Source organism: Nitrospirota bacterium, from assembly GCA_020851375.1.
Lineage (GTDB): Bacteria > Nitrospirota > 9FT-COMBO-42-15 > HDB-SIOI813 > HDB-SIOI813 > RBG-16-43-11.
The window spans coordinates 1-14,135 of record JADZCV010000009.1; the positions used below are offsets into that span (position 1 = coordinate 1).

Below are 14,135 nucleotides of genomic sequence, written 5' to 3' on the forward strand. Positions count from 1 at the left end.
CAACCACTCCCTCAACGATGGCGGTATCAACAATAATTGGTTCGGTTCATATGTGCGGTATGTTTTCATGTCGTCTATTATATGGATTTTGTTGTCTTAGGTGAAGTAATTATTACTCGGACAGGCTCATAGTTAAGTGATAAGTTGAAAATGGTTATCAATTTCAATGATAATACTATAGTAAAATTCAAGCGATAATGTCAATAGCTGGTTTATAGCACTTTTTCAGCAATCTGAGTTATAATCGTTTGATGATGCTTGGCGCACACATGTCAATTGCAGGCGGAGTTGACAAGGCAATTGAGCGGGGGGCATCTCTATCCTGCTCTGCAATACAGATATTCACCAAAAATTCAAATCAGTGGACCGGAAGACCGTTTGCTCAAGATGAGATTGAAAGGTTTAAGTCTCTGCGGGACAAAAGCAGTATAAAACAGGTAATAGCTCACGATTCATACCTGATAAACCTTGCATCAGGCAGTCCTGAACTCAGGGAAAGGTCGGTAAATGCGTTAATAAGCGAAATGGACAGGTGCAGAATTCTCGGGATTCAACACATTATTATACACCCGGGGGCTCATCTGGACAGAGGGGAAGATGCCGGGATAAAGAATATAATCAACTCTCTCGATATAATATGTGACAAAACTGAAGAATGGGGAGTAGATATCGCATTAGAAACCACAGCAGGTCAGGGAACCAACATAGGTTACCGGTTCGAACACTTAAACCGTATTATTGATGGAGTTAGAAACACTGACAGGATAAAGGCATGCATTGACACATGCCACATATTTGCCGCAGGCTATGATGTCAGGACTCAGGAAGGTTACAACGAAGTAATAGATGCATTTAATAAGATTATCGGGCTTGACAGGCTTGTTTGCATCCATTTAAATGATTCAAAAAAGGGGCTGGGAAGCCGCGTTGACAGGCATGAACATATTGGAAAGGGATTCATAGGTTCAGAGTGCTTCCGCCTTATAATGAATGACAGGAGATTCAATAACATTGTCAGGATAATTGAGACACCAAAGGGACCTGACATGAGGGAAGACAGGATAAATCTTAAATATCTGCGTAAACTGATTGTGCTATAATACCGTCTCACTGGAGGGCCTGATTTTATGTCGAGCGCTGAAACACCTGTAACGATACTTAATAAATTGAGCCGGCTTGCCTATAATCTCTGGTGGTCATGGAATCCTCATGCCCAGGAGATATTCGAGGCTATTGATAAGACACTCTGGAAGACGGTTGCAAGAAATCCTGTCACATTTATCAGGCAACTCAGCAGGGAGGCTCTTGCTGAAGCTGTCTCAACTGAGGAAGTACTTAAACTTTACAGCAAAATATACTCTGAATTTCAGGATTACTGCAATCCAAAAGAGACATGGTTTTCCAGGACGTATCCGAATCACAATAAGATGCTGATTGCATACTTCTCGGCAGAATTCGGCCTTCACGAATCTTTGCCTGTATATTCAGGGGGTCTTGGCGTCCTTGCCGGCGACCACTGCAAGGCCGCAAGCGACCTTGGACTCCCTTTTGTAGCAGTAGGTCTTCTGTACAGGCAGGGATACTTCAGACAGCAGATCAATAAGAAGGGTGAGCAGGTGGCACTCTATGAACCATATGATTTTATGGACATGCCTGTCAGACCTGTAAAGAATCTGGCAGGCAATGACATCATTATCGGTGTTGAACTGCCTGGCAGGACATTGAGGGCAAAGGTCTGGAAGGCCGAGGTCGGACGGATAAACCTCTTCCTACTGGACTCAGATATCGAAGAGAACAACCCTGATGACAGGAGGCTGACATACAACCTGTATGGAGGAGACCATGAGGTCAGGATATCACAGGAAATTCTGCTCGGTATCGGAGGGGTAAAGGTGCTTGAGGCAATAGGAATGCGCCCTAATGTATGGCACATGAATGAGGGGCATTCAGTATTTCTTGGGCTTGAACGGGTGCTGAGACTCACAAGGGAGGAAGGACTTACCTATGCCGAGGCGCTGGAAGCGGTAAAGAGCAACACAATTTTTACTACCCATACGCCGGTGCCTGCCGGAAATGATGCATTTTCACTGATGATGATTGAAAAATATTTCAAGAAATATATTGAGAAATTCGATGTCAAGTCTCATGAATTCATGCGTTTTGGTCTTAGGCCCACGGGCGGAGGCTCTGATCTCTTCAGCCTTACCATTCTTGCATTCCATCTTTCCGCCCAGAGCAACGGAGTCAGCAAGCTGCACGGGCAGGTTTCAAGAACTATCTGGAATGATGTGTGGTATGGTGTGCCTCTCGGAGAGATACCTATCCGTCATATAACAAACGGCGTACACACTATGACATGGATAGATCCGGGAGTAAGAAATCTGTTTAATAAATATGTGGATGATAACTGGCAGCAACATCTCCTTGAGCCTGATATCTGGAAGAAGGTGTTTGACATACCGGATGAAGAGCTCTGGCAGGTCCGCAGGGAGATGAAATCACAGATGATCAAGTCACTCCAGCACGTGCTGACGCAACAGGCAAAGAGATTCTCTGAAGGTGACAAAAAAGGGAAAACAGCAGAGATCAACCTGAATCCTGAGGCTCTGACCATAGGGTTTGCAAGACGGTTTGCCACCTACAAGCGTGCAACCCTGATTTTCCGGGACCTCAACAGGCTTAAGAAAATTTTAAATGACAAGAACAGGCCGGTGCAGATGCTGTTTGCCGGAAAAGCGCATCCTGCAGATAAACCGGGGCAGGAGTTTATAAAACGGGTCTATGAAATCTCGCAGATGAAGGATTTTATTGGCAAAATATTCATGATTGAAGGATATGATATGCATCTTGCACGGCATCTGGTTGCCGGCGTAGACATATGGTTTAATACCCCGAGGAGGCCTTACGAGGCAAGTGGCACCAGCGGCCAGAAGGCAGGTATAAACGGCACGATCAATTTCAGTGTGCTGGACGGATGGTGGGTCGAGGGCTACAACGGAAAGAACGGATGGCCCATAGGCGGTGACAATAATTATGATAACGAGGAATTGCAGGACAAGATAGACAGCGAAGATATTTACGACAAATTGGAACAGGAAATAGTGCCGCTGTATTTCTGCAGGAACGAGAAGGGGATACCGGAGCAGTGGCTCAGTGTAGTTAAGGAATCCATACGTACCACAACGCCTGAATTCAGCACCGCGAGGATGGTAAGGGATTACATCAGGACCATGTATATACCTGCGTTTGAGCGCGGCGACAGGATAAGGCAGGGTAATTTTGCCAAAGCAAGGGAGCTTGCTGACTGGAAGGCCTGGATGAAGAAAAACTGGGAATATATAAAGATTGTCTCCATTGAAAAGGGTGAAAACCTGAAAGATGATTCAGGAAATATCCTTCCCGATTTTGAGGTTGTCATAACTACTGATCTTGGACCGATATCTCCGGGAGATGTTACTGTAGAGATATGCAGGGGCATAATGGACAAGAATGGACAGTTTCATTCCATGGGGATGACTCCCATGAGAAGACTTGGAGAGATATGGGAAGGCTTCTACAGCTATGCTGCGACTGCCACGCCGGATGACAGGGAGGGATACGGTTTTTTCTTCCATGTTGTGCCAACACACCCTGATCTCGGCAATAAATATGAGTTTGGACCGATACGTACTACATACGTGGAGTTGAAGAAGTTGTAATCATTTCATATAATATAATGCCATTTTTCAGCATCACTCGCCTTCCTCTTCGCAACAGGACAGTGAGAACACAGGTCATCGCCAAGCATATTGTGGGCATCCCGTACAGCAGCAAGTGTGCTTGACCAGACAGCGTCACTTTCAGTATAGATACGGTTCGGGCCAAGACGTTTTACAAGCCCTATGTTGTCAAGAACCCTGTACATGTCCTGCCTTACCCCGCACAGCAATACTATAACGCCATTATTCTCCATGCGCTTAAGAAAGTCTTCAAGCAGGCTCAGGCAAACAGCATCGGGATTGCGCACCCTTTTCAACCTCAGAACAACAATCCGGATTCCCTCAGCTGCACGGTGTTCAATCCTCAGCAAAGACTTCTCAAGATTCTGCGCTGAACCAAAAAACAATTCGCCCTCCATATCATAGATCAACATGCGGTTGCATGGCGGATCCCCGCGCATCCTGTCTCTAATCATCCTGTCAGAGGTAATTGTCAGTTCTGTAAGATGCATCATTGCAGCACGCGGCACATAAAAGATGAATGACAGGAATGTGCCTATCATTACACAGAACTCCACTGATATGGCCACTGCAGAAAAAGCTGTAGCCAGAACAATACCTGCATCAAACCGTGTTGTTCTTATATAATACTTAAGCTTTTCATAATCCAGCATACGCCAGGCTGAAACTATGAGTATACCTGCCAGTGCAGCACGCGGTATATAACGCGCCAGCGGTGCAAACAGCAGGACAAAGACCGCCACTGCTATGGCAGAAAATACACCTGACCACTGCGTTGCAGCGCCGGCATGATGATTTATGGCCGACCTTGTGAGTGACCCGGACCCCGGAAAACACTGAAAAAAACTGCCGGTCAGATTAGCCAGTCCTTCACTAAGGCACTGCTGATTAATATCCAGTTTCTGCCCTGTATTCGAGGCTATGGCCTTTGCCATTGCAATCGCCTCCAGCAGGCCAAGTATTGCAATTGCCAGCGCGCTCCCTGAGAGTTCACGTACCTGGTTCCAGTCTCCTGAAGGGATGGTGAATGAAGGCAGCGCACGCGGAACCTCGCCGACAACAGCAACGCCATTTTTAAAAGTCACACTGCCAATACTAACCTTTGCAAGATCAAATCCCCATACAATTGCGGCGGTAATAATAATTGCAATCATGAATTCAGGTATCTGAATCCGTATGCGTTTACCAAGCCATCTGAGGCAAAGGACAAGTACAATAGTTCCGAATCCAAGCATCATCGTCCATCCGTGAACCGGCCCGCCGTCAGTCATCGTCAGATAGAACCTCCTGATAAAATGGTCTTCGTGTCCACCAATCCCTCTGAATCCAAAAAGGTTTTTGAGCTGGTCAAGGACAAGCAGGACTGCCGCCCCTGCTGTAAATCCGACAATCACTGAATGTGAGATATACCTTGAAAGGTCGCCAAGTTTGAACAGGGTGATACCCGTTTGTATCAGTCCTATAAAAAGGGCCAGAAGCACTGCCATTGCAACCTTGTCAGATTCTGCAAAAGGGCCAAGGGCACTGAGCAATGCAATGGAAATTGCGTTAGTAGGGCCGTTAATAAGATGTTTAGATGAGTCAAACAAGGCGCCCACGGCAGTCATCACAATAGCCGTGTAGAGGCCATACTTAACAGGAAGGCCGGCAATCGCAGCATAGGCCATTGCCTGAGGTATAGCAACTGCAGCAACAGTCAGTCCTGCCATGAGATCCCTGTAAAATAAATGGGGGGTGTACCTGCGGAGGGAATCAAGCGCCGGGACAAGCCGGAACAGCCGATGCATCAGGAGTCTTTGTTTCATGGGGTCAGGTCTTGCATTATAGCATCGTAATGCTATAATGCAAGACCTGACGCTCTCTCCATGAATAAATATATCCTCTTCTGCATAATTGCCTTACACTCTTTTGCATATCCCCAGTTCCTTTATGCAAAACCTCCTGCAAGAGTATCCATGTCTTCGCATAGTATAAAACAGGGTGAGATACTCCTTGTAAATGTAGAGACAAATGGCGGGGTTAGCGGGATATCCGGTAAAATGTTCAGTCAGCCTGTCTATTTCTACAGGGATTCCTCAGGCAATAATTACAAAGCTTTGATCGGCATTGATATGGAGACAAAACCTGATCGCTACACCCTGACGCTTTTCATAAGGGACAAAGAGGGTAAAGAAACCACGACGAAGCAGCGCATCCGGGTCATTCCAGCCAACTTTAGGATACAAGAACTGACACTACCGTCTGAAAAAGTAACGCTGGACGGGCAAACCCTGAAAAAAGTCGAAATCGAGAAGGAGAAGCTTGGAAAGGTTTGGATAAGACTTACCGGAGAACCTTTGTGGGATGGCGACTTTCTGCAGCCAGTAGCAGGAAACATGTCTGATAATTTCGGTCTAAGGAGGGTTATAAATGGTGAGAAGAAAAGCCCTCACACCGGAGTGGATGTTGACGCACCTGAAGGTGCTCCTGTTCTGGCATCAAACAGCGGCAGGATTGCATTTATTGATGACCAGTTCTTCAGCGGAAAGTCCCTCGTAATTGACCATGGCCTCGGCCTCTTCACAATGTACTTCCATCTCTCGGACATTCTGGTGAAAGAGGGCGATCCGGTAAAGAAGGGGGATGCCATCGCAAAGGTCGGCAAAACCGGCCGAGCAACCGGACCGCATCTTCACTGGGGGGTCAGGCTTAATGGTGCAAGGACAAACCCCGCATCACTTATCCGGCTGTCTTCTCCTTAATGCATTCCATCTCCAGCTTGATGGAGACTTCATCGCTTACAACCAGTCCACCGCTATCGAGTACCTTGTTCCAGTTCATCCCGAAATCTTTTCTGTTCAGTTTTCCCTCTGCAGTAAATCCAGCGCGAGTATTTCCCCATGGGTCTGCCATTATTCCGTTAAACTTTCCTGTAAGGGTAATCTCTTTTGTGACACCGAGAAGCGTCAGATCCCCTATAACAATGTACTTGTCACCCTCCTTGCGGGTGTATTTCATCTTGTATGTCATGGTCGGATATTTCTCAACATTAAAGAAATCGGCATCTTTGAGGTGGCTGTCGCGCTTTTCATTATTCGTATTGACAGAGGCAGTATTAATCACAGCCTCTATTGCCTTTATCTTTGCGGCATCCGGGTCCATATCTATAAAACCTTTATAGCCTGTAAAGCGTCCTGTAGTCTTTGATATAACCATGTGGGCGACGCTGAATTCGATCGTCGAATGATCCTGGTCAACATTGTACCGGGCCATCTCCGCCCGGCCTGTTCCGGCGCCTGAGAACAGAACCGCACAGATGATTGACAGGGAAACCAGATATAACCTTGATATTTTCATGAGTATTTCCTCCTTAAGAAGGAATGTATCAGAAAACAGGATCTATTGCAATGTGCGAAGGAGTAAACGAATCTTTGAAACAATCTGGCCCAGGACAAGCTGGCCGGCAGGCAAATCAATGGCAGCGGTATCTGTCCTTTTAATCTGATCAACTACCGCATCTTTGGCTGTAAGCAGGATCACAGGGGTTGTAATCCCCTTTCCCCTCAGGGTGCTCAGGGTAGTCAAACCGTCTATAACAGGGAGGATTACATCCATAATTATGACATCATTTGGGTATTGTTCTGCCCTGGATACGCCCTCTATCCCGTCATCTGCAATGTCAACTACGTGACCGTCCTTCTCCAATCCTTCTTTCAGGGTTGATGCAAGATTTTGCTCATCTTCCACTAACAGGATATTCATAAGTCACCTCCATATACAACAGATTGTCTATGGACAGCCAGTATACGGGGTTAAACATTAAAGGAATATTAGAAAAACCTGATTACTCATTACCCGTTTTAGGAAGATTTCTGAGCGACCGTTTGAGCTCGTCCTCAGGATATTCAAAATCCTTCAACTCACCAGCCATATACTTCTGATATGATGTCAGGTCAAAGTGCCCATGTCCGCTTGCGTTGAATGCTATAACCCTGGGCTCTCCTGTCTCTTTACATTTCAGTGCCTCATCCATAGCGGCCCTGACAGCATGCGCAGTTTCAGGTGCCGGAAGGTGCCCCTCAGCCTTCGTAAAACTGAGGGCAGCTTCAAAAACAGGATTCTGATGGTAGGCCCTTGCCTCGATCAGGCCCAGGTCATACATATGGCAAACTATCGGGGCCATGCCATGATACCGAAGACCTCCGGCATGGATCGGGGCTGGCATAAAATCGTGTCCAAGGGTATACATCTTGATCAATGGTGTAGTGCATGCAGTATCCCCGAAATCATATCTGTAGAGGCCTTTGGTCAGGGAAGGACATGCCGTAGGTTCAACGGCGATCACCTTTACCTTCCTTCCGTCAACAATCTTGTCTCTGACAAAGGGAATCGCAAATCCTGCAAAATTGGACCCGCCTCCGGCACAGCCTATGACAACATCAGGGTATTCGCCGGCCTTTTCAAACTGCCTGATTGACTCAAGGCCGATAACCGTCTGGTGAAGCATCACATGGTTTAACACACTGCCAAGCGAATATTTAGTGTCTTCCCGCTTTGCCGCCTCTTCAACCGCCTCGCTGATTGCAATTCCGAGTGAGCCAGGGGAATCAGGATCTCTTTCCAGGACATTTCTCCCCGCAGAGGTATGATTGCTGGGACTTGGGATACACTTTGCTCCCCACGCTTCCATCATGATGCGGCGATAGGGTTTCTGGTCATAGCTCACGCGAACCATATAGACCTTGCATTCTATTCCAAACAGATTGCAGGCAAAGGCAAGCGCACTCCCCCACTGACCTGCCCCTGTCTCCGTTGTAAGCCTTGTAATGCCGGCCTTTTTGTTATAATACGCCTGGGCAACGGCAGTATTAGGCTTGTGGCTTCCGGCAGGGCTGACCCCTTCCCACTTGTAGTAGATTTTAGCCGGTGTTCCAAGGGCCTTTTCCCAACGCCTCGCCCGTACAAGGGGGGTGGGGCGCCACAGTCTGTATACATCCCTTACTTCCTGCGGTATCTCTATGAAGCGCTCCTGACTTACCTCCTGCAGAATCAACTCCATTGGAAAGAGAGGGGCTAAATCATCAGGTCCAATTGGCTTCCCTGTTCCCGGATGAAGCACCGGCGGCAAGGGTTTTGGAAAATCAGCAAGGATATTGTACCAATGGGTAGGCATCTCATCTTCAGACAGGAATATTTTGGTCTCGTTCACAATATTTACCTCCATGTCAATAATGACTGATTATTTTTTATACCTTATATTGCAATGATGGTCAATAAGACATAAAATTAATGTGCCTCTCATTAAGTGAGAGGGTAAGAGTGAGGCTTGTAATGTCCGGTACAAATAAAGAAGAACTGCAGTTGGCTTTTGACCTCTTAAAGAAAACTCTGCCTGACTATGAAGACAGGCAGCAGCAATATAAAATGGCTGAGGAAGTCTTCTCATGCCTCCAGGATAAGAAGAAGCTCCTCATCGAGGCAGGCACAGGCGTGGGAAAATCATTTGCCTATCTCATCCCGGCTATACTCTCTCAGGAAAAGACTGTTATCTCAACGGCATCAATAGCCCTGCAGGAGCAACTCGTTAAAAAGGACCTCGTCTTTCTTCATGAAAATCTTCCTTATGCTTTTACTTTTGCCCTTCTAAAGGGCAAGAATAACTACCTCTGCCTGAAAAGGGACAGGGAGTATGCTGATACAGGAGACGCCTACAGAAAATTTAAAAAATGGTGCGACTCTACAAAAACAGGTGATAAGGACGAACTCCACTTTATACCTGACTTCTGGGGGAGTGTCTCCGCTGACCCAGACGATTGCAGCGGAAAAATGTGTCCCTTTTACGAAGAGTGTTTTTATTACCGCCATTACAGGCAATTGCATAACGCGGACATCCTCGTGATCAATCATCATCTGCTCGTATATGATCTCATGTCTGAATTCAACCTGCTCCCTTTTCACAGCCGTTTAATCATTGATGAGGCACATCAGATGGAAAACGTGATGTCCGCTGTCCTGGGAAGCACTATAAGCTATTCAAGGATATCATGGATACTTCACAGGTTGAGGGGGCTCAGGATTTATGTTGACGAACTCTTCGGACCCACAGAGTCTTTTTTCAGGGGAAGCGTCTCTCCTCAGGGTAGAAGGAAATCACAGACTCAGTGTATTTACCCGGCCCCTGATACGATTATAGATGGACTGCGTAATCTTCACGGACTACTCTCCCTTGATTCAGCAATAGTGAGGCTGGAGTCCATCAAAAAAGAAGCCTCAACTGTTTATGGCGAACCACAGCGTCATACCACGCCAGAGCTATTCAATGCAGGACCCTCTGAACTGGCAGACCGTATTGAAACAACCATAAACTATGTCAGGGCTGTCTCAAAGGATATCAGAGATTTTATTGAGCAGGAAGACAGTGACAAGGTTTATTACATGACATGGAATAAGGGATTTATGGAACTAAGAAGTGATATGGTCGAGGTCATGAGCCCTTTTAACGCCCTTGTAAAGGGTTATGGGGGTGTAGTCCTGACCTCTGCCACACTCTCGGTCAGTAACAGCTTTGACTTCCTGAAAGAGCGGCTCGGCATCAAAGACTTTGAAGAACGTGTGATAGATTCGCCCTTCAATTATCATAAGCAGGCTCTCCTCTACATTGACAAAGATCTGCCGTCTCCTGCACGGGAAAACAGTGAGACATTCAATCAGAAATCGGTCGCTGTGATAGAAGGGCTGATTAACAACTCAAGGGGAAGGGCACTCGTTCTGTTCACATCATACAATCATCTGCGCTATGTCTCGGAAAACATTAACACTGAATATCCATTCAGATCACAGGGAGAGATGCCCCCGTCAAAACTAATCAAGTGGTTTAAAGATACTGATAATCCAGTTCTTCTTGCAACAACAACCTTCTGGCAGGGGATTGACATACGGGGAGAGAAGCTGAGCCTCGTAATCATAGTCAAGCTGCCATTCCGCTCCCCGGGAGACCCGGTTTATGAAGAGCGGTGCAAGAGGCTCGGTGAGCGCTGGTTCTCAAACCTCGCCCTACCCTCAGCAATACTGCTGCTGCGCCAGGGCTTCGGGAGACTCATCAGGGGGACAAGCGACAGGGGGGTTGTTGCCATACTGGACACCCGGGTTATCAGGAATTCCTACGGCAAGATGATCATTTCCTCTCTTCCGGAAATGGATATTGTGCATACTGCAGACGAGATAAGAGATTTTTTTAAGCAGGGATTGTGACTATTTATCAGAAAAAAGCCGCTGTCCCCATTTCCTCTATTATGAGCCTCTTTTTAATCAAGCCCCTCATATACAATTACAGAACCGAGATGACCCAGATAGATCAGCGGCAGCAGGATGGATATATTGAGCAATACATAGATCACGGTCAGGATATCTCCCCGTTCCAGTATACCAGGGGAGAGGTAGTACCAAAGGGTGACCAATCCCCCGATAATAAATACCAACGGACCATATTTGATCTTGGCGGCGAATATCGGTATCATGATGCCTTTGAATCTCTTCCTCCACTCAAGTATCCCTGTCAGATAGGAAACCGGCACACTGAATGTCGCCAGCAGCATGATGTAGAAATAGGTCCGGTTGAATGAGGCATTGTCAAACAAGAGATACAAAAACATGAAAAGTATTGCAACCGGATACAGGGAGTTAGTAAAGTGGATAAAAATAGAGTGGATATGGATGTCCTTTTTCCTGATACTCTCCCACAAAGTCGGCCATTTCAGATCCAATGGACTTACCTGACTTGCCTGTGTCCCCTCCGCAGGGGTTGCTGGGGAACTTGCTGCCTCGCTGACCAGAGGTTCATCCCAGACAAAACCTGACGGGGGTAATTTCTTTTTCTCCCACTCGATGCTATCCCCGAAAAAGTAGACCTCATAGATATCTTCCACCGCTACCCTGGGAGGATCAGACTCATCATTTGTCACCATATCCTTAAGTTCAGACTTGATTCCATTCATAACAATAGCAAGTGCGCCTGACATATCTTCCGCCTCTACGAACCTAGCGGCAAGAAAACCGTTCTTTTTGATTTTATTATTAGTCTTTATCAGGAAATTACCCCCTCTGATGCAAACTTCAAACTTTTTCATTTAATTCCTCTCAATTAAGTGCTCACATAAAAATGGCATATTGTCTTATATTTTAATCAAAGGTGTAAGTTCAGGCATCTTCTTATCATCTTTATAATAAACGTGCTCAAGAAATAATCCTGAGGGAGGGGCAGTGAGCCTGGCCGGCTCACCTGATTTTGTTTTTATAAACTCCTCAACTTTTCCCGGGGAAAGTTTTCCCCTGCCAACCTCAGCAAGCACTCCAACTATTCTTCTAACCATCTTCCAGATAAAATGAGAACCTGTAATTCGTATTAAAATTAAATCCCCGTATTCCTTAATCTGAATTTCCTCGACCTTGACCCTGGTTGATTTCTCTTCAGGGTCGTCATCTGTAAATGACTGAAAGTCCTTCATCCCAATAAACAGCCCTGCCACCTGTTTCATCTTTTCAATATCGAGTTTGTCTTTTATCCACCAGACATACTTCTTTCCAAAGGCGGTTCTCCTGCGGGATATCTGATAAACATAACTCCTTGAAACCGCATCATGCCTCGCATGAAAACTCTGGGGCGCCTTCTCGATTCCAAGAATATTTATATCAGCAGGCAATTCATCGTTAAGTTTCATCCTGATAATATCTACAGGGAGTTTGGTTTTAAGCTCCAGATGAGCAACCTGTCTTAGCGCATGAACCCCTGCATCTGTCCTGCCGGAGCCCTGGAAATCAAACTCCATAGGATAAAATATCTTTTTAAGAGCAAAGCTGATTTCACCCTGAACAGATCGGGCGTTCTTCTGAATCTGCCATCCCCTGAAGCGGGTGCCTTCGTATTCAATATATAGTTTAAACCGGCTCATAGTTTATTTCCAAAATTATGATTATAGCTTTTGTGTATAGGTTTAACAAGGTCTTAAAAACTTGTTGCTCCTGTGATTTAACAGATAAAAGTTCTACATCTCTTCATCCTGATAATCCCTCATTTTCTTTCTGAGCCGGATAAATCCATATATAGTCAAAAATGCGGCGATGAAAAACAGTATCAGATAGATGTGGTCAGAGATATAGGCAAACCAAGTGTACTGGTGTTTCCCCTTATCCCTCTTCCATTTATACTCTATCTCTGTAAAGTCTGCGCCGGATTCATCTCTTACCGCATCATAGAAACCAGCACCACTGCTAAGTCTTGAAATAATCCCTTTTATTGAATCCATGCCATATCTTTGCTCAATGTAATCCACCATGCTCTTGCCCTGTTCGTAAGACAATATAAGGTCAGCAGGATCAGACGGAAGGGTTTCGGATATAGTTGAAAAGGGCAATAACGTACCGTTTATAAAGGCCATTTTTAAGACATCAGTGGATCTGGGGTAGACTACTTCATTGATGCCCCCACTCACCCATTGCGATACACCCTCATCAAACCACCGTGGAAGATTATTCCCTGCTATATTCTTATGGAGAAGCAGGTGACACATCTCATGCATAATAATCAGTTTGAGGGTGAGTGGGTCATATCGAAATTGTGAGTAGTCTAAGACTATGAGATCCTGTCCGGGTATCGCAAATGCAGCAATCATATCATTCTTCACCAAACTCCTGAAGGTTTCCCGGTGTTTATAAATTATGATCTCAAAAGAAAAATTAATGGGCAGTCCGGTCCTCTTTTGAACCTCGTCCTTTAAAGACGGGATTAAACCGGCAATCTCATGAGCAACACCACTCAACCCCTTTTCGTATTTTATGGTAACCTCATATGTCTTTATGATTTCAAACTCAACTGTGTGGGCAGTTATGGGAAAAGATAATATGAGGAATAATAAAAGGGTTCTTGCTGTCATGTTCCTGTTGATTATTATAGCAGGAAAGAAGCTACTGATATAAAACTCAGCCGTGCGGTTATTTGGGCGTTAGAAAGGAATCTATGGCCTTACTGAGATTCTTTACTGGCAGATTTACAAAGATTTGTTAAGTCATGCTTTCCTCAGTGGATGGTAACGTTGAACTAAAAGCCAAGCTCTTTTTCCAGTTCTTCTTGTCCCTTCTTAAACTCTTTTTGTTTGTTTTCGTCTTTCATCATTTCCTTAATCGTTCGCTGTGTCTCTTGCTCTTTTTTCTCGTTCTCCTTCTCCAAACGGGATTCCATATCCTTTATCCTGGCTTCGTTCTCCCCAGTATCAGAAATATAATAATAGGCCACGGCCGTCGCATAATCCCCTTTCTTCGTAAGCGTTTAATTAACCCCATCTTCCCCTGATTTACCTGATATGACATGATGATCCTGGAGATAACAAAGGGGGGATCAATCATGTCGGAGAACAATAAAGAAGAGCAGTATGGTGAGAAGTA

At 45.6% G+C, this 14,135-nt stretch carries 12 protein-coding genes; 4 read left to right on the plus strand and 8 right to left on the minus strand.

Annotated features, from left to right (window positions below):
* Window positions 1-248 precede the first annotated feature (248 nt).
* Both IT393_02255 and glgP read left to right on the plus strand, forming a co-directional pair.
* Complete coding sequence (locus IT393_02255; protein ID MCC7201472.1) at window positions 249-1,100, plus strand: deoxyribonuclease IV; 852 nt, start codon at window positions 249-251, stop codon at window positions 1,098-1,100.
* Window positions 1,101-1,127: 27 nt separating this feature from the next.
* Window positions 1,128-3,698 (plus strand): alpha-glucan family phosphorylase, encoded by a 2,571-nt coding sequence (gene glgP / locus IT393_02260; protein ID MCC7201473.1) that lies wholly within the window; start codon window positions 1,128-1,130, stop codon window positions 3,696-3,698.
* 5 nt (window positions 3,699-3,703) lie between these two features.
* On the opposite strand, the gene IT393_02265 is transcribed toward glgP, so the two are convergent.
* Window positions 3,704-5,524: a SulP family inorganic anion transporter gene (locus IT393_02265; GenBank protein MCC7201474.1), complete on the minus strand. Its 1,821-nt coding sequence runs from the start codon at window positions 5,522-5,524 to the stop codon at window positions 3,704-3,706.
* 60 nt (window positions 5,525-5,584) lie between these two features.
* On the opposite strand from IT393_02265, the gene IT393_02270 reads away from it, so the two are divergent.
* On the plus strand, window positions 5,585-6,460 hold the full coding sequence (locus IT393_02270) for a M23 family metallopeptidase (protein MCC7201475.1): 876 nt from the start codon (window positions 5,585-5,587) through the stop codon (window positions 6,458-6,460).
* Here the strand turns inward: IT393_02270 and IT393_02275 are convergent.
* The 3 genes from IT393_02275 to IT393_02285 form a co-directional block, all read right to left on the minus strand.
* Window positions 6,438-7,055 (minus strand): YceI family protein, encoded by a 618-nt coding sequence (locus tag IT393_02275; protein MCC7201476.1) that lies wholly within the window; start codon window positions 7,053-7,055, stop codon window positions 6,438-6,440. The genes IT393_02270 and IT393_02275 overlap by 23 nt on opposite strands.
* Window positions 7,056-7,097: 42 nt before the next feature.
* Window positions 7,098-7,460 carry a response regulator gene (locus IT393_02280; protein ID MCC7201477.1) on the minus strand — a complete coding sequence of 121 codons (363 nt, stop codon included), beginning with the start codon at window positions 7,458-7,460 and terminating at the stop codon, window positions 7,098-7,100.
* Between the two features lie 82 nt (window positions 7,461-7,542).
* The gene (locus IT393_02285) at window positions 7,543-8,922 is read right to left on the minus strand and encodes a TrpB-like pyridoxal phosphate-dependent enzyme (GenBank protein MCC7201478.1); all 1,380 of its coding nucleotides are present in this window, start codon (window positions 8,920-8,922) and stop codon (window positions 7,543-7,545) included.
* A gap of 65 nt (window positions 8,923-8,987) precedes the next feature.
* Between IT393_02285 and IT393_02290 the strand changes: the two genes are divergently transcribed.
* Window positions 8,988-10,949 (plus strand): hypothetical protein, encoded by a 1,962-nt coding sequence (locus IT393_02290; protein ID MCC7201479.1) that lies wholly within the window; start codon window positions 8,988-8,990, stop codon window positions 10,947-10,949.
* 53 nt (window positions 10,950-11,002) lie between these two features.
* Here the strand turns inward: IT393_02290 and IT393_02295 are convergent, their stop codons facing one another.
* The 4 genes from IT393_02295 to IT393_02310 all read right to left on the minus strand — a co-directional run bounded on the left by IT393_02295 (window position 11,003) and on the right by IT393_02310 (window position 13,986).
* Window positions 11,003-11,824, minus strand: a complete 822-nt coding sequence (locus IT393_02295; GenBank protein ID MCC7201480.1) for a hypothetical protein — start codon at window positions 11,822-11,824, stop codon at window positions 11,003-11,005.
* A 45-nt stretch (window positions 11,825-11,869) separates the two neighbouring features.
* A complete protein-coding gene (truA, locus tag IT393_02300) occupies window positions 11,870-12,646 on the minus strand; it encodes a tRNA pseudouridine(38-40) synthase TruA (GenBank protein ID MCC7201481.1) in 777 nt (258 codons plus the stop codon).
* A gap of 93 nt (window positions 12,647-12,739) precedes the next feature.
* Entirely contained in the window at window positions 12,740-13,627 is an 888-nt protein-coding gene (locus IT393_02305; protein MCC7201482.1) for a hypothetical protein, read from the minus strand.
* Window positions 13,628-13,791: 164 nt separating this feature from the next.
* A complete protein-coding gene (locus tag IT393_02310; GenBank protein ID MCC7201483.1) occupies window positions 13,792-13,986 on the minus strand; it encodes a hypothetical protein in 195 nt (64 codons plus the stop codon).
* Between the last annotated feature and the right edge of the window lie 149 nt (window positions 13,987-14,135).